This is a genomic window from Roseateles sp. (genome assembly GCF_046300915.1).
GTDB lineage: Bacteria > Pseudomonadota > Gammaproteobacteria > Burkholderiales > Burkholderiaceae_C > Kinneretia.
This window is the reverse complement of sequence record NZ_JBKCLH010000010.1, coordinates 17,574-38,372: the sequence shown is the minus strand read 5'-3', so window position 1 is coordinate 38,372 and position 20,799 is coordinate 17,574. Positions and strand designations below refer to the sequence as shown.

Genomic DNA, 20,799 nt, shown 5'->3' with positions numbered 1-20,799 from the left:
CCCGGCGGGCGTCCTCATTTATAGAGCCTGCTCGCGTGATTCAGCCGTCCCCGCCCACCCCTGCCCTCCCTGCTGCCAAGGTTCAGCGCGTCTCCAGCGCCCGCCTGCCCACCAAGCACGGGGAATTCATGGTCCATGTCTACAAGGCGGCGGACCATCCTGACGAACATGTGGTCATCGTCAAGGGCGAGGTATCGGGCTGCGGCGAGGTGCTGCTGCGCATGCACTCCGAGTGCTTCACCGGCGACATCCTGGGCTCCCTGCGCTGCGACTGCGGCGAGCAACTGGCCCTGGCCCTGCAACGCATTCAGGCCGAGGGCGGCATCGTCATCTATCTGCGCGGCCACGAGGGCCGTGGCATTGGTCTGGCCCAGAAGCTGCGGGCCTATGCCCTGCAGGACACCGGACTGGACACGGTCGAGGCCAATCTGGCGCTGGGCCTGCCGATTGACGCACGCCGCTTTGATGCCGCCGCCGACATCCTGCGCGACTTGCAGGTGCGCTCCGTGAGGCTCATGAGCAACAACCCCTTCAAGGAAGCGGCGCTCAACGAGCTGGGCATCGAAGTCGTGGCCCGAGAAGGCCACGAGGTCGAGTCCAACGAGGAAAGCGGCCGCTACCTCAAGACCAAGCGCGAAAAGCTGGGCCACCAGCTGCACATGCTGCCCTGAGCCTCCCTTTGGGCGGCCCCGCCGCCGCTCGGGAACTCAGGCAGAGGGCTGCCGGGCTTCGAGCAGCTCGCCGATCAGCTGGTCCTTCTCCACCCACTGGGCCTCGATCCAGCGCCCGGTCTGGACCAGCACCTTGCGATCGTGCTGCGGATCACGCCCCACCAGCTCGGCCGGGATCTCGCGGCGCTGGATGCGCACGCTCACCGGGCCGACCCGGCCACACAGCAGATCCCAGAAGCTGGGCGTGCCCTCGGGGTACACCAGGGTGACATCCAGCAGGGCCTCGAACTGATCGCCCATGGTGGCCAGGGCCACGCTCAGCGCCCCCACCTTGGGCTTGAGCAGATGCGTGTACGGCCCGCCCTGGGCGGCATGCTTGGCGGGCGTGAAGCGCGTGCCCTCCACGAAATTGATCACCGTGGTCGGCGTCTTCTTGAACTTCTCGCAGGCTTTGCGGGTGGTGGCCAGATCGGCGGCCTTGGCACCCTTGCCGCGGCCGCGCTTCATGAAGGGAAAGTCCAGTGCCCACCAGCACAGCCCGATCACCGGCACCCAGATCAGCTCATGCTTGAGAAAGAACTTCAGGAAGGGGATGCGGCGGTGAAACACCCGCTGCAGCACCAGGATGTCCACCCAGGTCTGGTGATTGGGTGACACCAGATACCACCCCTGCGGGCTCAACCCGTCCAGGCCCCGTACATCCCAGTCCGCCGCGCCCACACCGGCGATCCAGGCATTGTTGAGCGCCACCCAGCCGGTGGCAATGCCGCTGATGAGGCGGGTGCACAAGGCCCGCACGCCTTCCAGGGGAATCAGCAGCTTGAGCAGCGCGGGCAGGATCATCAGCGCAAACCCGATCAGGGTGCCCAGGCCCAGCAGGGTGGCAGCGAGCACCCCGCGCAAGGGGGCAGGAAGAAATCTCAACATCGAAAACAGTCTGACAGCAAAAGGTCCGACATCATGCCGCAGACCGCCCCCCCGCCTCCCGGGACCGGGTCTGGCCACCTCGGGGGGCTTGCGTCAGCTCAAGCCCCGCACATTGCCATTCAAGCGGACGGCGCGGCGGCCTGGTGCTCTGGGAGCTGGGCTTGCGGCCCTTCAATCTGCTGGCAGCCGGCCTGGGCGAGAGCCAGCCAGCCAAGCCCCCAAGCCGGCCGCACAGCGTGATGACGCCAGCCCCTCCTCCTTGAAGCCGATCACGCGCCGATCGCGCGCTGATCCCGCCCACTGTGCTCTGGCGTACCGACGCACAGCCGCCCCCCGGTCATGCTGGGTCCAGCCGAAACGGTTCAAGCGCCTTTCGAGTGTTTGGCATGACCTGCGGTTCTGCGTCCTCGCAACAAGGAGTTCCTCATGTCCCACGACATCATTCGCCGCAGCGCGCTGGCCCTGCTGCTCGTCTCCACCCTGGCCTTTGCCGCCTGTGCCTCGGGGCCACGCCGCGAGGGCAGCGGGGAGTATGTGGATGACACCATGATCACCACCAAGATCAAGGCTGCCGTGTTCAATGACGCCAGCCTGAAGTCTGCCGAGATCAATGTCGAAACCTTCAAGGGCCGGGTGCAGCTCAGCGGCTTCGTCGGATCCCAGGCCGACATCCAGCGCGCCCTGGAACTTGCGGGCCAGGTGCCAGGCGTGAAGTCCGTCGTCAACGACATGAAGCTCAAGTAGGGGAGGCCACCATGCTGCACTATGCCCTTGTCTTTCTGGTCATTGCCCTGATCGCCGCACTCTTCGGCTTTGGCGGCATTGCCGCCAGCGCGGCCAGCATCGCCCAGATCCTGTTCGGCGTGTTTCTCATCCTGGCCATCGCCAGCTTCCTGCTGGGTGTGCTGCGGCGCTGAGCGGCCCCAAGCCTGAGCAAGCCCATGCACCCCCTACAGCCCGCACCGGATCTGGCCAGCACCGCCGGCCTGGCCAGGCACTGCCGCCAATGCCGGCAGGCGTGGGGCCGACGCCACGATCTGTACTGCCTGATCGAGTGGCTGGATGCCTGCATGGCGCCGCGCTTCGTGAGCAGCGTGGCCCTGCTGGCACTGCTGCTGCTCATGCTGAGCTGAGGTCACGGAATACACCGTGAGCGCCTCCCGCCGGCGAGACCACCCGCCCGGAGCCAGCCATGAGACGCTGGCCCTGCTTGATGCCAAGCGCGGCGCATTGGAGCCGCCCATACGCTCACAGATCTTCGGGCTGGCACGCTTTCAGCAGCATGGTCAGAGCCTGGGCGCAGCCCATACCGCCACCCGGCAGACCGCAGACTCGGCCAGCTTCTTCCCCCGCCTGCACGAGAACATCAAGGTGCTGGGGGAAGCACACCGCTACCTTGGGACGCAGCAGCGCTTTGAACAGGCGGTCAGCCCCGCGGGCGAATGGCTGCTGGACAACTTCCATATCGTGCAGGCCCAGCTGACCGAGGTACGCAGCGCCCTGCCGCACCGCTACTTCCGTCACCTCCCGGTGCTGCTGGACGAACACCTGGCCGGTCTGCCGCGTGTGTACGGCATCGCCTGGGCCTTCGTGGCCCACACCGACAGCGTGATTGATGAGGAACTGCTCAGCGGCTTCCTGGAGGCCTACCAGCGCACGCGCGAGCTGAACCTGGGCGAACTCTGGGCCCTGCCGACCTGCCTGCGGGTCGTGCTGATCGAGAACCTGCGGCGCTTGGCCGAGCGGGTGGCGGCCTGCAAGGCCGCCCGCGAACTGGCCCACCTGAGCTGTGAGCAGCTGGATGTGCAGGACCGGGCGGGCTGGCAAGAGCGCTTCGAGCGGATGCGCCAGCGCGGGGTGCTGGACGTGTTCGCGCTGCAGCTGCTGCAGCGCCTGCATCCCGATCTGGGCCTGGCCTCGGCCGACCGCTACCAGGCCGCACTACGTGAAGCCGGCACGGAGGCCCCCTTGGCACTGGCCCTGGCGCAGGCCCTGCCGGACCCGGCCGCGGCGCACAGCCGGCAGCAGGCCGAGGAGGTGGCCGACAATCTGAGCGTGGGCAATGCCATCAATGCGCTGCGCCTGCTGGCCGACATCGACTGGCGCACACTGATCGCCCGCTGCAGCCTGCTGATGAGCACCATGTCGCGCTCGCCAATCTTCATGGCCGAGCGCGACGACACACAGGACAGCACCCTGCACGCCATCGAGGCCCTTGCCCGCCGCAGCGGCAGCAGCGAGTTGCGTGTGGCGCAAGCCCTGCTGGCACTGATGGAGCTGCCCAACCGAGAAGAAGCCGCCTGGGTTGTCGCGCCCAGCTACTGGCTGCGGGGGCCTGGTGCCTCGCGCCTGCGCCACAAGCTGGGCCTGCCTCAGCCCTGGCTGCCCCAGGCAGCTCGGATGCTGAGCGTCCTGCGCCTGCCTCTATACCTGGCCATGCTGGGCCTGGGCAGCCTGGGCTTGAGCCTGGCTCTGATCGACAAGCTGGCCGCGCCGGGGATCTCGGGTGCCTGGCTCGGCCTGCTCCTGCTATGCACCCTCTTCCCGGTCAGCGAGGCCCTGCAGGCCGTTCTGACCCGCCTGGTCAGCGAATCCCTGCCGCCGCACAAGCTGCCCCGCTTGGCCTTGCCTAGCGGCATTCCACCCGAGCACCGGGTGCTCGTCGTGCTGCCGGTCCTGATCCACCGCGAGGCGGGGTTGCCCGCCCTGCTGGCGCAACTGCAGCGGCACTATCTCTCCAACCGCGAGCCTCAGGCCCAGTTCGCGCTGTTAAGCGACTTCGCTGATGCCCCCAGCCAGCACCGCGCCGAAGATGGCCCCCTGCTCGCTGCCGCCCGTCGCGGCATTGAGCAGCTGGAAGCCCAGCATCGGAGGGCGGAGGATCCCGCGGGATCGCGTCGCTTCCTGCTGCTGCACCGCGAGCGCCGCTGGAGCGAGAGCGAGCAGTGCTGGATGGGTTGGGAGCGCAAGCGCGGCAAGCTGGAGCAGCTGCTGTGCTGGATGGCACAGGGGGGTGCCTCCCCGTTCCTGGCCCTGGGCGCCTGCTCCCAGCCACGGGATGGAACCCCTTATGTGCTGACCCTGGACAGCGATACCGGGCTGCCCCCGGGCGCCTTGCGCGAGCTGGTGGCCGTCGCGGCGCACCCGCTGAACCAGCCGCAGCTGGACCCGCTGCAGCGCCGCGTCATCGCGGGCTACGGCATCCTGCAGCCGCGCCTGCTCAGCCAGCGCCCGCTCGCACCCGGGGCCAGCCTGTATCAGCGGCTCTTTGCCGCCCATGGCGGCATGGACCCCTACGGCGCGCCCAGCTCCGAGGTCTACCAGGATCTGTTCGAGGCAGGCAGCTTCACCGGCAAGGGTCTGCTGAATGTGCAGGCCATGCACAAGGTGCTGGGCGGACGTTGGCCCGAGGGCCAGATCCTGAGCCATGACCTGATCGAAGGCGCCCTGGCCCGCTGTGCCGGCGTGAGCGAGCTGAGCCTGCTTGAAGATCCGCCCGGGCATCCCGATGTGCAGGCCTCACGCCTGCATCGCTGGACGCGGGGGGACTGGCAGCTGCTGCCGCTGCTGCTGCGGCCCGGCGCGCATGAACTGGACCTGCTCAACCGCTGGAAGCTGCTGGACAATCTGCGCCGCTCCCTGGTCGCCCCCTTCAGCCTGGGACTGATTCTGCTCAGTCTGGTGCCGGGCCTGCTGCCGGTCGGCGCTGCCCTGTGGCTGGTGACAGCCGCCTATGGCGCCGGCCCGCTGCTGGGGGCCGTGGCGAGCCTGGCCCCCAGCCGGGACGATATCGCCCTGTGGCGCTTCTATCGCCAGGGCCTGCTGGACCTGCTGCGGGTGGCTGCGGCCACGCTGTGGCAGCTGGCCCAGCTGGCCGGACAGGCAAACCTGCAGATCGATGCCGTGCTGCGCGCGCTCTACCGCATGAGCATCAGCCACCGGCGGCTGCTGCAATGGACCACGGCCGAGGCCGCACAGGCCGCTGCCGCCCAGCATCTGGCCGGTCTGCTGCGCCAGCACGGCCGCGACAGCCTCGCCCTGCTGCTGCTCGGCGCCCTGCTTCTGCTGGCCGAGGGCCTGGGCCTGGCGCCCTGGCAGCCCGTCTGGACCCTGGGCTTGTTTGCCTTGTGGGCCAGCAGGCCTTTGTGCATCTGGCTGTCGACACGTCCCCTGGCCCGCGCCGTCGGCCCCCCGGCGCTCGCGCCGCAGGACCGCGCCTATCTGCAGGGCGTGGCCCGCGATACCTGGACCCTGTTCGAGCGCCATGTCGGCCCCCAGAGCCCGCACCTGCCGCCCGACAATGTGCAGACGGTTCCCGAGCTGCTGGTGGCGCATCGCACCTCGCCCACCAATATGGGCCTGTATCTGCTGAGCCTGGCCTGCGCCCAGCGCTTCGGCTGGATCAGCCTGGAAGCGATGCTCGACCGCGCCGAGCTGACCCTGGCCAGCATGGCCCGGCTGGAGCGCCACCAGGGGCATTTCCTGAACTGGTACGACACCCGCAACGGGCTCGCGCTGGCGCCGCGCTATGTCTCCACCGTGGACAGCGGCAATCTCTGTGGCCATCTGCTGGCCCTGGCCGGCGCCTGCGAGGCGCTGCAGGACCAGGCCCTCGAGTCGCACGGCCGCCTGCGCCTGCTGGCCCTGGCGGCCGAATGCCGGCAACTGGCCGAGCAGGCGCAGTTCGGCTTTCTCTACGACGCGCGGCGACGCCTGCTGCATATCGGCTACCGGCTGGACGAACAGGCGCTGGACGCCAGCTGCTACGACCTGCTCGCCTCCGAGGCCCGGCTGGCCAGCTTCTGGGCCCTGGCCAAGGGCGATGTGCCCCTGGTCCACTGGAAGGCCCTGGGCCGTCCCTTCTTCGGCAACGGCGCGCAATTGGGCTTGTTGTCCTGGTCCGGCTCGATGTTCGAGTACCTGATGCCCAGCCTGATCCTGGACGAGCCGCCGGGCACGGTGCTGGCCAGTGCCGCCCACGCGGCCCTGGTGGCGCAGATGGCCCATGGTCAGGCTCTGGACCTGCCCTGGGGCGTGAGCGAGTCGGCCTATGCCACGATGGATCAGAGCCTGGCCTACCAGTACGCCCCGCAGGGCATCGCCGCCCTGGCCCTGCGCCGCACACCGCCCGACGAGCAGGTCGTCGCGCCCTATGCCAGCGCGCTCGCGGCCCTGCTGATGCCGGGCGCTGCGGTGGCCAATCTGCGGCGCATGGAGGCGCTGCAGGCGCGCGGCGAGCTGGGCTTTGTCGAGGCCCTGGACTACACCGCCGAGCGCCAGCCCGCGGGCGCGTCGCTCACCCTGGTGCGCACACATATGGCCCATCACCAGGGCATGTGCATCGTGGCACTGGCCAATGTGCTGCTGCAGGAGGCGCCACGACGCTGGGCCATGGCCGATCCGCGCCTGGACGCCATGGCCCCGCTGCTGCATGAGCGGCTCCCGCAAGAGGTACCGCGGCGACACACACCACCGCCCGCCCTGGCCCGCAAGGACCGGCGTCAGACCACCGCGGGACCGGCACGCCGGCTGCTTCCCGGCACCACCGGTCTGCAGCCCACCCAGTTGCTGTCCAACGGCCGCTACAGCCTGGCCCTGCGGCCCAATGGCGCGGGCTGGAGTCGCTGGCGCGGGCTGGACATCACTCGCTGGCGCGATGATGCGCTGCGCGATGCCTATGGCAGCTTCCTCTACCTGCGGCGCTCTCCGGAGCAGGCCCTGGTCTCGCTGAGCCAGCACCCGGCGCCCGATCCCGCGGCCCACTACCAGGCGGAGTTCCACGACGACCGGGTGGTGCTGGAGGCGCAGTGGCCCGATCTGCGCAGCCGCTGCACGGTCTGGATCAGCCCCGAGGACGATCTGGAGCTGCGCCGGCTGGAGCTCTGGAATGAGGGCGAGACACCGCTGATGCTGGAGCTCATCTCCATGTTCGAGCCCAGCCTGTGCGCCTCGCGGGCGGACGCCGAGCATCCCGCCTTCTCCAATCTCTTCGTCAGCGCCGACTGGTGCGCGGCCGACCGGGCCTTGTACCTGCAGCGCCGGCCCCGGCTGAGTGGCGAGCCCGCCCTGCATGCGGTGCACTTCCTGGCGCAGGCCGACGGCCATTTGCGGCAGGTTCGCGTGCAGACCGACCGGGCGCAGTGGACCGGACGCGGCCGCGATGCCAGCCAGCCGCTGGCGAACTTCGAGCCCGCCAGCCCTGAATCCGGCCCGCGCCCGACCGGCCTGGATCCCGTGGCGGCACTCAGCCTGCATCTGCAGCTGCCGCCCCGGGCCCTGCTCAGCCTGACCCTGGCAACCGCCGCCGCAGCCGATCGCGCCGCGCTGGAGACCCTGGTCGACCGCTATGCCCAGGCACCCGTGGTCGAGCGTTCCTCCATGATGGCCGCCACGGTGGCGCGCCTGCGCTGGCGCGAGATGCGCATGCCGGCGCAGGAAGTGGCCGCCCTGCAGCAGATCACCAGCATGCTGGTGCACCTGCTGTCGCGCCCGCCGCCGCGCCGCCAACCGGTGCTCGGGCCTGCCCTGGACGAGCGCCTCTTCGACCGGCGCGAGCTTTGGCGCTTCGGCATCTCCGGGGAACTGCCGCTGCTGCTGGTGCAGATCAACAGCCTGCAGGGCCTGCGACTGCTGCGCAGCCTGCTGCAAGGTCACCGGCAGTGGGCATGGGCCGGCCTGGCCTGCGAGCTGGTGATTCTCAGCGGCGAGCCCCGCTCCTATCTGATGCCCTTGCAGCAGGAGCTGAACTTCCTGCTGGAGCGCCAGGCCCGCGAGGCGGAAGAAGGCCCCGCGCCCGGGAGCTGCCGTCTGCATCTGCTGCACGCCGATGAGCTGTCCGAGGCGGGCCGCGTCGCGCTGATGGCCCTGGCGCGTCTGCGCCTGGTGGCCGACGGGCGTGCCCTGAGCCAGCAGATGGCGGAGATCGGCGCCTGGCACGAGCAGGCCTTGGCGCGCCGCGACGAGCAGCTGGGCAGCGGATTGACGCCGGCGATTCGCGCCCTGACAGCCGGACCGGAAGCCGGACCGGACGCCACGAGCCGGCCCCAGTTCGGAGGCGAGTTCGAGGCCGGTGGTGCGGTCTACCGCTTCGCGGTGCAGGGCGAACAGCGGCCACGCAAGCCCTGGATCAATGTGCTGGCCAATGCGCGCTTCGGCTGCCTGCTCACCGACAGCGGCGCCGGCTACAGCTGGGCCGTCAACAGCCGTCTGCAGCAAATCACCCCCTGGTCCAACGATCCCCTGAGCGATCCGGGTTCTGAAGGGATCTATCTGCAGGATCTGCACAGCCATGAGGTCTGGAGCGCAGGTGCCGCCGAGGTGGCGGGCGGCCCCCGCTACACCGTGAGCCATACCCAAGGCCGCAGCAGCATCAGCCACCAGCGCGGTGCGATCGCCGTGGCGGCCAGTTGGTGTGTGGATGCCGAGCTGCCACTCAAGCAGCTGCGGCTCACCCTGCACAACCAGGGCACGCGCCGCCGGGCCCTGCGCGTGCTGGCCAGCATCGAGTGGATGATGGGCGCCCAGCGCGCCGACCGCGCCGGTGTGCGCTGCGCCCACGAGACCCTGCGCCAGCCGGGCTGGCGCTGCGAGTTGCTGCTGGCCCTGCAGGCCGATGCGCATGCGGGCTTCGGCGGCAGCACGGCCTTTGCCCTGCTGCATGAACCGGCGCGCCCCGACACCTTGCTGACCGACTGGAGTTGCGACCGGCGCGAACTCTTCGACGCGCGGGGTCAGCGCTGCTTTCCGGACATCCTGGGTAGCCAAGCCGGCGCGGGACTGGACCCCTGCGCCGCCCTGTCCCGGCAGCTCGATCTGCTTCCCGGCGGCCGCGCCGAACTGGTGCTGCTGCTGGGCCATGGCGAGACGCCGGACGCCGCGCGCGAACTGGCCCGCCAGGCCGTGGACGGACTGATGCGCCAGGCGCCCTCGGCGCTGGCTCGCGAAGAGCTGGCCCTGGCGGCCTGGGATGCAAGGCTGGCGCCGGTGCAGGTCAAGACCCCCGACCCGCTCTTCGATGCCTTGGTCAACCGCTGGCTGCCCTACCAGACCCTGGCCTGCCGGCTGTGGGCGCGAAGCGCCTTCTACCAGGCGGGCGGTGCCTACGGCTTCCGTGACCAGTTGCAGGACGCCATGGCCCTGGCCCTCAGCGCCCCGGAGCTGCTGCGCGAGCAGGTGCTGCGCGCAGCAGCACAGCAGTTCCCCGAGGGCGATGTGCTGCACTGGTGGCATCCGCCCGGTGGCGCGGGGGTGCGCAGCCGCATCTCCGATGACCGGCTCTGGCTGCCCTATGCCGTCACCCGCTATCTGCAGCTCAGCGGCGACGTCGGCCTGCTGGACGAAGGCCTGCCCTTTCTGGAGGGCGAGCCGCTCGCGGCGGAGCAGGAAGACCGCTACTTCGAACCTCGCCCCGGCGCGCAGTCTGCCAGCGTCTATGAACACTGCGCCCGCAGCCTGGACCACAGCCAGCAGGTGGGCGCACATGGCCTGCCCCTGATGGGCAGCGGCGACTGGAACGACGGCATGAACCGCGTCGGCCATCTGGGCCGGGGCGAGTCGGTCTGGCTGGCCTTCTTCCTGTGCCATGTGGTGCAGGGCTTTGCGCCCACGGCGCGCGCCAGAGGCGATATCGAACGCGCCCAGCGCTGGGAACTGGCCGCCGCACGCTGGCGCCGCGCGCTGGAGCACAGCGCCTGGGACGGCCAGTGGTTTGTGCGCGCCTTCTTCGACGATGGCTCCGCCCTGGGCACGCGCCAGCGCGCCGAGTGCCGCATCGACCTGATCGCCCAGGCCTGGAGCGTGATCTCGGGCGCGGCCAGCCCGACCCGGCAGCGCAGCGCCATGGACGCGGTGGCGCGAGCGCTGATCGATGAGTCGCAGGGGCTGATCCGCCTGCTCGATCCGCCCCTGCAGCATGCGCAGCCGGAGGCCGGCTACATCCAGGCCTACCCGCCCGGCGTGCGCGAGAACGGCGGGCAGTACTCCCACGCCGGGGTCTGGGCGCTAATGGCGCAGGCGGCGCTGGGTGATGCCAATGCGGCCTATCGCAGCTTCACCCGCCTCAGCCCCGCGCACCGCAGCGCCGACCCCAGCCAGGGGCGGGCCTACCTCGCCGAGCCCTATGTGATGGCGGGCGACGTCTACACGCAGCCGCCCTATGCCGGTCAGGCGGGCTGGAGCTGGTACACCGGATCGGCGGCCTGGATGTACCGCGCCGCGCTGGAAAGCCTGTGCGGACTGCAGCTACGGGCCAACCGGCTCTGCCTGGAACCCTGTCTGCCTTCGCACTGGCAGGGCATCAGCCTGCGTCTGCAGCGCGAGGGACGGCGCCATGAGTTCATCCTGTGCACCGCCCTGAACCGGGCCGAGCTCGCACGCGCGCTGGCGCGCCGTGCCATCCCGCTGAGCCGGGGCGAGTGGATCGACCTCAGGACATGCGGCGACGACAGCTGTCATCTGCTGATGCTGGACGCGCGCCCCGCGCCCTCGCGGCGGTGACCCGTCTCAAGGCAGCTCAAGTCACGCCAGGCCGTCCCCGCAGGGTGATGCGGTTCTCGATACCCAGGATCCCGGGCAGGCTCCGCACGCAGTGACTGGCGTCCTGACGCTGATAGTGCCAGAGCACCTCGCCGCTCAGGGTCAGATAGCCCCGATACACATAGGCCGTCACCGCGCCATGGGGCAGGGAGCGGTTCCAGTTCAGCAGGCGTTGCGCCAGGCCGGTGAGCTCCGGATCGCTACGACCGCCGAGGCCGTTCGGTTCAGGGGGTGTGGTGTGCATGGTGGACCTCGACGCAAGAGCCGACTGTCAGACTGAACGCGGGCCATGCCCGCAGTCTGTGCGCTACGCCTCCCGCCGACCAGATCTTCAGGCTGCTGCTGATCCGTGCGCACTCGGGACCGGGAGCAGATCGACGCGTTCCTGCCGGTAGCAGACACAGGCCAGCGCCTGCAGACCGGCACGGTCATCGATTCGCAACCAGGCCCGCCGATGCTGCAGAAGCCCGGCGCTCTGGAGTTGGCCGATGGCCATGGACACGCCCGCCCGCCGCACGCCCAAGAGCTGGCCCAGCTCAATCTGCGTCACATGGAAACCCTCGCCCTGCAGCCGGTCCTGGGCCATCAGCAGCCAAAGGGCCAGTCGTTGCTGCAGGGTGTGGAAGTGCAGACAGGCCGCCCTTGTGGCCAGGGCCTGGCGCTGCCGCAGCTGGTAGCGATCCTGCAAGCCTTCCAGCGATGGACTGGCCCTGGCCGCCAGGCGCTGTGCAGATGCCGGCAAACACCAGGCCTGGCCCGCTTGCTGAACCTGCACGCCCATGGACGCAAGCGCAGGCCCCAGCAGCCAGGCCGACTCGACGAGGCCCTCACGACCCACCATGCCCAGCTGCAGCGGCGCATGGGCCTCCAGACGGGTCACCAGGCAGAGCATGCCGCTCAGAGGAAACAGCAAGGCGGGCGGCGGCTCGTGGGGCGGTAGAAGCAGGGAACCTGCGGGTACGGCGATCTGCTCACCCAAGGGCAGCAGGCGCGTCAGCTCCTCGGGAGGCAGGCATTGGAGCAGCAGGTTGGCAATCATGACCCATTCCGAGCGCCGAGCAGGCAGTCTCGCGGTACGGCAGCGCAACCGGACACGGGGGCAGCAGCCCGGCGCCGACGGCGCTAGCGCCAGCCGCGGGCCCGGCACAGCCGGGCATAGTTCTCCGCATCCTGCATGCGTTCATAGCGATACAGGCCGAAGTGATAAAGCCCCTTGGCGTAGCGAACATCCAGAGCCGCCATGCGCGCCAGGTCGGCGGGGCTGGGAACCGGCTCAATGGCGCTGGAGCCCGAGGAGCTGGCATCCGGCGGCTCCTGGGCGGGTCTGAGCCGCATCAGCTTGGCATAGTTCACAGCGTCGGCGAGGCGCTCGTAGCGGTAGCCGGCAAAGAGGTAGCGCTGCCCGTCAAAGCGGATGTCGAACTCCTGCATCAGCAGGGCCTCATCCGGCTCGACCTCGGCGCCGCGAGGGTCCATCTGATCTCGGTAGCGGCGGTGCATGTCAAGAGCCTCCTGAATAGTCATGGCACAGCCTGAGCGCACGTGGCAGCGGCGTCTGTTCGGCAGCGCGCAGTCCCTGATCCCCAAGGCCCGGATGACAGGGCGGGCTGGTTGACGACAAGCCGCCGGGCGCGCCCGGCGAAACCGGCGCATCTGGCGAAACCGGCCAACCCGGCCAACCCAGCTAGACGCAGCGGACACAGATAGATGGCCCGCGATGGTGTTCGCTATCGAACAGACCAAGGCGGGGCACCTCTGGGACGCTTGCCCACAGGCACGCAAGCTAGGGGCTCATCAGGCCAGCCACGCGAAGCATCCGAACCATTCAAGCAGCAAGGAGGACGAGCATGAACATACTGGGTAGCTCCCCAGCCAATTCGCTCCGCGTCTTGGGACCGGACTCGCAACGCTGGGCTGCACGCCCGGAGGCCAACGTCATCGAGGCACAGACGGGCCTGCAGGAACCTTTGCTACACCTGCTGGCAGAAAACCAGCAGCTGCGCCGGGAGCGCGACCACGCGCTCGCCTCGGCCAGAACGGCAGAATCGGCCCTGGAACGGGCGGTGCAGGCCTCGGGGACCGACGTGCTGACCGCCCTGCCCAACCGCCTCATCCTGCAGGACAGGCTGGCGCACGAAGTCCTGTTGGCCGAGCGCCATGACACGCCCCTGCTGCTGCTCTACATCGATGTCGACGACTTCAAGCAGGTCAACGACCGCTACGGCCACCCGGTGGGTGACGCCTTGCTGCAGGGCATCGCCAGGAGGCTGCAGGCCGCGGTGCGTGTCAGCGATTCGGTCTGCCGCATGGGCGGCGACGAGTTCGTGGTGCTGATGTCCGCCATCGACCCCGCCGAGGCCGAGCGCGTGGTCCGGAAGGTGGTCGAGGCCGTGGAGCCTGCGCTGGCGATCGAGGAGCACATCCTGCACCCCCGGGTCAGCATAGGCTTTGCCCTCTACCCCCGCGACGGGCGCACGCCGGCGCAGCTGATCCGCAGCGCCGATGCCTGCATGTATCGCATCAAGCAGATGCGACACCGAGCCGCTTGATCATCACAGGGGGTTTGCGCACAGCAATGCGATCCAGCGAACAGGATGCCGCAGCGCCTGAGCAGGCCATGGCCACCTTGCCTATCGCCGCGCCCCAGCACAGCACGATGCCGGTGGCGCGGGTCGGAAGGGCGGCTGATGCGGCTGGCGCGCCGGCATTTTTTCCGGCCTTGTGTACGCTAACGAACACTTCAGCGACCGGGTCTCGCCTAGTATGTCCCACCTAGCTACAGGGCTTTCAGGGAGGGATCTGCATGGCGAGAAACGCGCTGAATCCACGCGAGAACCAACTGCTTGCAGCCCTGCCGGACGAGGAGTGGGCGGTCTGGTCTGCACGGCTGGAGCATGTGCCCCTGGAATTGGGGCAGGTTCTGTACGAGCCTTTCAGGCCGCAGAGCCATGTCTATTTCCCGACCACCGCCATCGTCTCCCTGCTTTACCTGCTGGAGAACGGTGCCTCGGCCGAGGTGGCTGTGGTGGGCTATGAAGGCATCGTCGGCGTCTCCCTGTTCATGGGTGGCGAGACCACGCCCAGCCGCGCCGTGGTGCAAAGCGCAGGCTCTGCCTTCAGACTGGCCGCGCCTGACATCAAGCTGGCCTTCAGCCAATACGGCATCGGCATGCACCTGCTGCTGCGCTACACCCAGGCCTTGCTGACACAGATGGCGCAGACGGCGGTGTGTAACCGGCATCATCTGCTGGAGCAGCAACTCTGCCGCTGGCTGCTTCTGAGCTTGGACCGTATCGACGGCAGTCATCTCGTGATGACCCAGGAATTGATCGCCAATATGCTGGGTGTGCGGCGTGAGGGCGTGACCGAGGCAGCCTTGCGACTGCAAAAAAACGGCCTGATCGAATACGTCCGGGGCCACATCACGGTGAAGGATCGCAACGGTCTGGAGCAACGCTGTTGCGAGTGCTATGCCGTCGTGAAACGCGAGTACGACCGCCTCCTGACTCAGCCCCTGCCTCGCTAGCCTGGCGCTGATTCACCTTGTCGACGGGCGGTGCAAAGCCCACTCGATTGAAGCGGCGCAAGGGCAGGCCGCAGACAATGAGATTGGGAGTGGTACAAGAAGCTCTGGGCCTATAGCTGGCGCCGTTGTATCGACCACCAGCACCTTGCCTGGTTCCGGCTGCTCGCGCGGGACAAGATCAACACCACCGACGCGAAAAGCCCGGCCGGCACGATAAACGATCACAGCACCGGCGCCCGCTACGCCATCTCAGCCGCACCTGCCTCATGAGCCTCTCCCAAGCTCTGCCTCAATTCGTCGCCCTGGGCGAAGCCCTGACCGACATGATTCGCGCAGCGCCGCACAGCGAGCGCTGGCTGGCCCGCAGCGGCGGATCGGGATGGAACGTGGCCCGTGCCGCCGCGGCCCTGGGCCTGCGCAGCGCCTTCGCCGGCGCCATCAGCCAGGACTGCTTTGGCGACGAGCTCTGGCGGGACAGCGAGGCCGGCGGGCTGGACCTGCGCTTCCTGCAGCGTGTGGACCAAGCGCCTTTGCTGGCCATGGTGCCGCAGGCGCACCCGCCGGACTACTTCTTTCTGGGCGAGAACAGCGCCGATCTGTATTTCGACCCCGACCTGCTGCCCGCAGGCTGGCCCGAGCAGGCCAGCTGGGCCCATTTCGGTGGCATCAGCCTGGCCCGCCCGCCCCTGTCCCAGCGCCTGATCGCCTTGGCTTCATCGCTGGCCGCCCGGGGTTTGGACATTGCCTACGACCCCAATCATCGCAAGGCCATGGGCGAAGACTACCGGGCTAGCTTTGAGCAGATGTGCCGCATCGCCAGCATCATCAAGCTCTCCGACGAGGATCTCGCCGCCCTGATGCCCGGCATGGAGGCCGGTGCAGCGCTGAAGCTGCTCCGCTCCTGGAACCCCCAAGCGTGGTGGCTCTACACCGAGGGTGCGGCGGGTGCCAGCCTCTATGCGCCGAACGGCGTCTGGCAGGCCAAGCCCCCCATCATCGAACTTGTGGATACCGTGGGCGCGGGCGATGCCGCCATGGCCGGCCTGCTGGCAAGCCGCATGCAGGCCGGTACGGCTCGCACGGAAGCCCAGCACCTGGCCTTTGCCGTCGCGGCCGGCAGTGCCGCCTGCACCCTGGCCGGGGCGCAAGCGCCCAGCCTGGAGCAGGTGATGGCCTTGATGCCCCAGGTGTGCCTAGTGTCGGGCGAGGCGCCAGCGACTTGAAGTCCAGCGGCGCCGGGGGCGTGGTGGGCTGAGTCGCCGCACTGTATTTGGTAGGCCGTACAGGACTTGAACCTGTGACCAAGGGATTATGAGTCCCCTGCTCTAACCAACTGAGCTAACGGCCCGGAGCGCGCGATTGTAAGGGCAGCAACACGCCGCACCGGCAATACCGCTGGCGCTACTTCTGCGACAGGGCCTGGCTCACCATGCGCGAGGTGATGTCCACGATCTGGATCATGCGGTCGTAGGCCATGCGGGTGGGGCCGATCACGCCCAGGGTGCCCACCACCTGGCCGTCCACCTCGTAGGGGGCGGAGACGATGGACAGTTCCTCGAAGGGCACGACCTGACTCTCACCGCCGATATAGATGCGCACGCCTTCGGCACGGCTGGACACGTCCAGCAGGCGCATCAGCTGGGTCTTCTGCTCAAAGAGGTCGAAGAGCCGGCGCAGGCTGCCCATATCGTGACTGAAGTCCTGCACGGTGAGCAGATTGCGCTCGCCGGAGACCACCACGCGATCTTCCTCATGCTGCATGGCCTCGGTGCCGACCTGCACGGCCGCACTCATGAGCTGGGCGATCTCGCCGCGCAGCGCATCCACCTCGCTCTTGAGCTTCTCGCGCACCGACTCCAGGCTCAGGCCGGCGTAGTGCGCATTGAGTCGGTTGCTGGCCTCGGCCAGCTCGGCCTGGCTCAGGTCCTGGGCGGTGAAGATCACACGGTTTTGCACATCCCCATCGGGGGCCACCATGATGACCAGCACCCGGCGTTCGCCCAGGCGCAGGAATTCGATGTGGTGGAAGACGCTGGGCTTGCGCGGCGCGGTGACCACGCCCACAAAGCTGGAGAGGTTGGACAGCAGCTGAGCCGCGCTGGCGATCACGCGCTGCGGCTGGTCGGGCTGCAGCTGCTGCTCCAGCGGACGGGTGTCGGCCACAAGCCCTGGGGCCGCGGTGAGCATGGTGTCCACAAAAAGCCGGTAGCCCCGGGCCGTGGGCACGCGGCCCGCGCTGGTGTGTGGGCTGGCGATCAGGCCCAGCTCCTCCAGGTCGGCCATCACATTGCGGATGGTGGCCGGGCTCAGCTCCAGGCCCGAGGCCTTGGAGAGCGTGCGTGAGCCCACGGGCTGGCCATCCGCGATATAGCGTTCAACCAGGGTCTTCAGCAGTGATTTGGATCGCTCGTCGAGCATGTTTTCATTGTAAGGACTGAGCACCAGCCCTCAGAGGTCCGTCATATCGCTGTGGTGTAATTCTGCGCATGGTCATGACGTCCTCTCAAACGCCTTTCCGACATGCGGCCATCGTGGGCAAACACCAAGCCCGCGGCATCCGGCCGGTGCTGGAGGAGATTGCCGAATTCGTGACCTCCCAGGGATTGGAAGTTTCCCTGGAGCGCGACACCGCCGAGAACACCGGCATCACCGACTACCCCGCCCTGTCCACCGAGCAAATGGGGGCGCAATGCGATCTGGCCATCGTGGTGGGGGGCGACGGCACCATGCTGGGCTTTGCCCGCGACATGGCCCGCCACGGCATGCCCTTGGTGGGCATCAACCAGGGGCGCCTGGGCTTCATCACCGACATCTCGCTGGAACGTTTTCGCGAATCGCTGGCGCCCATTCTGCGCGGCGATTACGAGCGCGAACAGCGCGCCATGCTGGAAGGCGCGGTCTGGCGCGATGGCGAGGTGATCTTCGAGGGCCTGGCCCTCAACGATGTGGTGGTCAGCCGCGGCGCCACCGCGGCCATGGTGGAACTCAAGGTGGATGTGGGCGACGAGTTCGTGGCCAATATGCGGGCCGACGGCGTGATCGTGGCCTCGCCCACCGGCTCGACGGCCTACTCGCTCTCGTCAGGCGGTCCCATCATGCACCCCAGCATCGCCGGCTGGGTGGTGGTGCCCATTGCCTCGCACACCCTGTCCAACCGGCCCATCGTGCTGCCCGACTCGGGCGAGGTGCGGCTGGAGATCGTGGCCGGCCGCGATGCCAGCGTGAATTTCGATATGCAGAGCCTGGCCAGCCTGCTGCACGGCGACCGCATCACCGTGCGCCGCTCGGCCCACCAGGTCTGCTTCCTCCACCCCAAGGGCTGGAGCTACTACGCCACGCTGCGCCGCAAGCTGCGCTGGTACGAGGGAGTCAGCTAATGAGCTCCCCCCCTACGGCCTTCGGCCGCCCCCTCGAGGGGGCACACCCGCAGGCCCGGCGAAGCCGGATCCTCGGGTGTCGCTCGATAGGTTTGCTTTACTCGGACGAGCTCGCCTGTTGGCGACATGGAGAACTTTGATGCTTAGGCGCCTGAGCCTGCGCGATTTCGTCATCGTGCCCTCGCTGGAGCTGGACTTCGAGGGCGGCTTTGCCGTGCTCACCGGCGAGACCGGCGCGGGCAAGTCCATCCTGATCGATGCGCTGCAGCTGGCCCTGGGTCAGCGCGGCGATGCGGGCGTGGTGCGCGAGAGCGCCAGCCGCGCCGAGATCACGGCGGAGTTCGACAGCCCGCCCAGCCTGCAGCCCTGGCTGGACGAGGCCGGTTTCGAGCCCGGCGAGACCCTGCTGCTGCGCCGGGTGATCGACGCCCAGGGCAAGAGCCGCGCCTGGATCAATGGCAGCCCGGCCACCGTGGCCCAGCTGCGCGAGACGGCAGGCAGCCTGCTGGACATCCACGGCCAGCACGCCTGGCAAGGCCTGACCCGCCCGGCCTCGATGCGCGCCCTGCTGGATGCCTTCGCACGCCTGGACACCGCCGCACTGGCCCGCACCCACGCCGCCTGGCGCCAGGCCAGCGAGCGCCTGGAGGCCGCCCAGACCCGCAGCGAGGAACTGACCCGCGAGCGCGAGCGCCTGGCCTGGCAGCTGGAAGAAATTGGCCGCCTGGCGCCCGGCGCGGACGAGTGGGACGAACTCAATGCCGAGCACCAGCGCCTCTCGCACGCCGCCTCCCTGATGGAGGCCGCCCGCCTGGCCCTGGAGGCCCTGACCGGCGCCTCGGGCGAGGCCGAGCAGAGTGCCGAGAGCCTGACCGAGCAGGCCGTGGACAAGCTGCAGGACGTGCTGGCCTTCGACGCCCGCCTGGCCCCGGCCATCGAGGCCCTGCAGGGCGCCCAGGCCCAGCTGCAGGACGCGGCCCACACGCTCAACACCTATCTGCACGGCGCCGAGCAGGAACCCGAGCGCCTGGCCGAGCTGGACGAGCGCCTCTCCGCCTGGATGGCCCTGGCGCGCCGCTACCGCCGCCCCGCCGCCGAGCTGCCCGCCCTGCATGCGCAGTGGAAGGCCGAGCTGCAGGCCCTGGACGAGGCCGGCGATCTGGCCGCCCTGGAGCGCGCGCTGCTGGAGGCCCGCAAGGCCTACGACCAGGAGGCCCAGCGCGTCAGCCGTGCCCGCGCCCAGGCCGCGCCGGCCCTGGCCGCCGCCGTGACCCAGGCCATGCAGCAGCTCGGCATGGCCGGTGGCGCCTTCGAGGTGGCCCTGCTGCCTCAGGAACAACCGCAGAGCTTTGGCCTGGAAAGCGCCGAATTCATGGTGGCCGGCCACGCCGGCAGCACACCGCGCCCCCTGGGCAAGGTGGCCTCGGGCGGCGAGCTCTCGCGCATCGCCCTGGCGATTGCCGTCACCACCTGCCAGCTGGACGAGGGCGGCGCCGCCACTCTGATCTTTGACGAGATCGATGCCGGCGTGGGCGGGGCCGTGGCCGAGACCGTGGGCCGCCTGATGAAGCAGCTGGGCCGCCAGCGCCAGGTGCTGGCCGTGACCCATCTGCCCCAGGTGGCGGCCTGTGCCGACCATCATTTCGTGGTGGCCAAGGCCCTGCGCGAGGATGGCGCCACCGCCAGCGATGTCAGCCCGGTGCAGGGCGAGGCCCGCGTGCAGGAGATTGCCCGCATGCTGGGCGGCGAGCGCCTGTCCTCGGCCAGCCTGGCCCATGCCCAGGAGATGCTGGTGCAGTCGGCACTCGGCAGCCCCGAAACCTCCTCCAGCTCCCGCAAGGCCCGTTCATGAGCACCGAAGCTTCACAGTCTGCAGGCGATCTCGGCGAGGTGGTGCTGATCACCGGCATGTCCGGCGGTGGCAAGTCGGTGGTGATGCACGCGCTGGAAGACGCTGGCTTCTTCTGCGTGGACAACCTCCCTCCCGAGCTGCTGCCCCATTTCCTGGCGCTGGAAAAGCAGCGCGGCGAGCGGCGCGTGGCCATTGGCGTGGATGTGCGCAGCGAAGGCTCCCTGCCCCATGTGCTGCCGCATCTGAAGCAGCTGCGCGCCCAGGGCGTGCGGGTGCGCTCGGTGTTTCTGGATGCCAATGACGAGGCCCTGCTGCGGCGCTTCTCGGAAACGCGGCGCCCCCACCCACTGCGCAGCGGCGAACTGGGCGCCGACCAGGATGGAGCCGACGCCCATCGCGCCCTCGTCGAAGCCATTGCCCTGGAGCGCGAGCTGCTGGCCGGCCTGCGCGCCGAGTCCACCGTGATCGACACCAGCCTGCTGCGGGCCGCCCAGCTGCGGGCCTGGGTGCGGGACCTGGTCTCGGTGAGCGGTGAGTCGCTGACCCTGGTCTTCGAGTCCTTTGCCTTCAAGCATGGCGTACCCAGCGACGCGGACTTTGTGTTCGATGTGCGCGTGCTGCCCAACCCCTATTACGACCGCGAACTCCGCCCCCTGACCGGACGCGATGCACCGGTGGCCGACTTCCTGAACGCCCAGCCCGAGGTAGGCCTGATGCTGGGCCAGATCAGCGGCTTTCTGCGCCAGTGGCTGCCCAGTTTCGCGGCGGACCAGCGCAGCTACCTCACCGTGGCCATTGGCTGCACGGGCGGCCAGCACCGCTCGGTCTATCTGGTCGAGACCCTGGCGAGGCAGTTCGCCAGCCACGGCCATGTGCTCAAGCGTCACCGCGAGCTGGACGCACGCTGAGACC

General features: G+C 68.9%; 16 protein-coding genes and 1 tRNA gene. 11 read left to right on the top strand and 6 right to left on the bottom strand.

Features of this window, described 5'->3' with window-relative positions; translation table 11 throughout:
* The first annotated feature begins 35 nt into the window (after positions 1-35).
* Complete coding sequence (gene ribA / locus ACK5F2_RS00740) at positions 36-671, top strand: GTP cyclohydrolase II (RefSeq protein WP_409862073.1); 636 nt, start codon at positions 36-38, stop codon at positions 669-671.
* Positions 672-707: 36 nt separating this feature from the next.
* Here the strand turns inward: ribA and ACK5F2_RS00735 are convergent, their stop codons facing one another.
* The gene (locus tag ACK5F2_RS00735) at positions 708-1,598 is read right to left on the bottom strand and encodes an acyltransferase (RefSeq protein WP_409862071.1); all 891 of its coding nucleotides are present in this window, start codon (positions 1,596-1,598) and stop codon (positions 708-710) included.
* Positions 1,599-2,024: 426 nt separating this feature from the next.
* On the opposite strand from ACK5F2_RS00735, the gene ACK5F2_RS00730 reads away from it, so the two are divergent.
* The 4 genes from ACK5F2_RS00730 to ACK5F2_RS00715 are packed head-to-tail and all read left to right on the top strand — an operon-like array spanning position 2,025 to position 11,093.
* The gene (locus tag ACK5F2_RS00730) at positions 2,025-2,342 is read left to right on the top strand and encodes a BON domain-containing protein (protein WP_409862069.1); all 318 of its coding nucleotides are present in this window, start codon (positions 2,025-2,027) and stop codon (positions 2,340-2,342) included.
* A gap of 11 nt (positions 2,343-2,353) precedes the next feature.
* Entirely contained in the window at positions 2,354-2,515 is a 162-nt protein-coding gene (locus ACK5F2_RS00725) for a DUF1328 domain-containing protein (protein ID WP_409862068.1), read from the top strand.
* 24 nt (positions 2,516-2,539) lie between these two features.
* Complete coding sequence (locus ACK5F2_RS00720) at positions 2,540-2,731, top strand: hypothetical protein (RefSeq protein ID WP_409862066.1); 192 nt, start codon at positions 2,540-2,542, stop codon at positions 2,729-2,731.
* A 16-nt stretch (positions 2,732-2,747) separates the two neighbouring features.
* Complete coding sequence (locus ACK5F2_RS00715; protein ID WP_409862065.1) at positions 2,748-11,093, top strand: GH36-type glycosyl hydrolase domain-containing protein; 8,346 nt, start codon at positions 2,748-2,750, stop codon at positions 11,091-11,093.
* 16 nt (positions 11,094-11,109) lie between these two features.
* Here ACK5F2_RS00715 and ACK5F2_RS00710 read toward each other — a convergent pair whose 3' ends face one another.
* The 3 genes from ACK5F2_RS00710 to ACK5F2_RS00700 form a co-directional block, all read right to left on the bottom strand.
* A complete protein-coding gene (locus ACK5F2_RS00710; RefSeq protein ID WP_409862064.1) occupies positions 11,110-11,376 on the bottom strand; it encodes a BON domain-containing protein in 267 nt (88 codons plus the stop codon).
* Between the two features lie 87 nt (positions 11,377-11,463).
* A complete protein-coding gene (locus tag ACK5F2_RS00705; protein WP_409862063.1) occupies positions 11,464-12,171 on the bottom strand; it encodes a Crp/Fnr family transcriptional regulator in 708 nt (235 codons plus the stop codon).
* An 83-nt stretch (positions 12,172-12,254) separates the two neighbouring features.
* Positions 12,255-12,632, bottom strand: coding sequence for a hypothetical protein (locus tag ACK5F2_RS00700; RefSeq protein ID WP_409862062.1), 378 nt, complete (start codon positions 12,630-12,632; stop codon positions 12,255-12,257).
* A 347-nt stretch (positions 12,633-12,979) separates the two neighbouring features.
* Here ACK5F2_RS00700 and ACK5F2_RS00695 point away from each other — a divergent pair, with 347 nt between their 5' ends.
* The 3 genes from ACK5F2_RS00695 (at position 12,980) to ACK5F2_RS00685 (ending at position 15,881) form a co-directional block, all read left to right on the top strand.
* Positions 12,980-13,681: a GGDEF domain-containing protein gene (locus ACK5F2_RS00695; protein ID WP_409862060.1), complete on the top strand. Its 702-nt coding sequence runs from the start codon at positions 12,980-12,982 to the stop codon at positions 13,679-13,681.
* A gap of 254 nt (positions 13,682-13,935) precedes the next feature.
* A complete protein-coding gene (locus tag ACK5F2_RS00690) occupies positions 13,936-14,658 on the top strand; it encodes a Crp/Fnr family transcriptional regulator (RefSeq protein WP_409862059.1) in 723 nt (240 codons plus the stop codon).
* A gap of 266 nt (positions 14,659-14,924) precedes the next feature.
* Positions 14,925-15,881 (top strand): carbohydrate kinase family protein, encoded by a 957-nt coding sequence (locus ACK5F2_RS00685; RefSeq protein WP_409862058.1) that lies wholly within the window; start codon positions 14,925-14,927, stop codon positions 15,879-15,881.
* 48 nt (positions 15,882-15,929) lie between these two features.
* On the opposite strand, the gene ACK5F2_RS00680 is transcribed toward ACK5F2_RS00685, so the two are convergent.
* Positions 15,930-16,006, bottom strand: a tRNA-Ile gene (locus tag ACK5F2_RS00680).
* A gap of 53 nt (positions 16,007-16,059) precedes the next feature.
* On the bottom strand, positions 16,060-17,076 hold the full coding sequence (gene hrcA / locus ACK5F2_RS00675) for a heat-inducible transcriptional repressor HrcA (protein WP_409862057.1): 1,017 nt from the start codon (positions 17,074-17,076) through the stop codon (positions 16,060-16,062).
* A gap of 74 nt (positions 17,077-17,150) precedes the next feature.
* Here hrcA and ACK5F2_RS00670 point away from each other — a divergent pair, with 74 nt between their 5' ends.
* From ACK5F2_RS00670 to rapZ, 3 genes are all read left to right on the top strand, one after another.
* The gene (locus ACK5F2_RS00670; RefSeq protein WP_409862055.1) at positions 17,151-18,035 is read left to right on the top strand and encodes an NAD kinase; all 885 of its coding nucleotides are present in this window, start codon (positions 17,151-17,153) and stop codon (positions 18,033-18,035) included.
* Positions 18,036-18,174: 139 nt separating this feature from the next.
* Positions 18,175-19,887, top strand: a complete 1,713-nt coding sequence (gene recN, locus ACK5F2_RS00665) for a DNA repair protein RecN (protein WP_409862054.1) — start codon at positions 18,175-18,177, stop codon at positions 19,885-19,887.
* On the top strand, positions 19,884-20,795 hold the full coding sequence (gene rapZ / locus ACK5F2_RS00660; protein ID WP_409862053.1) for an RNase adapter RapZ: 912 nt from the start codon (positions 19,884-19,886) through the stop codon (positions 20,793-20,795). The genes recN and rapZ overlap by 4 nt, the downstream gene beginning before the upstream one ends.
* Positions 20,796-20,799: the final 4 nt, after the last annotated feature.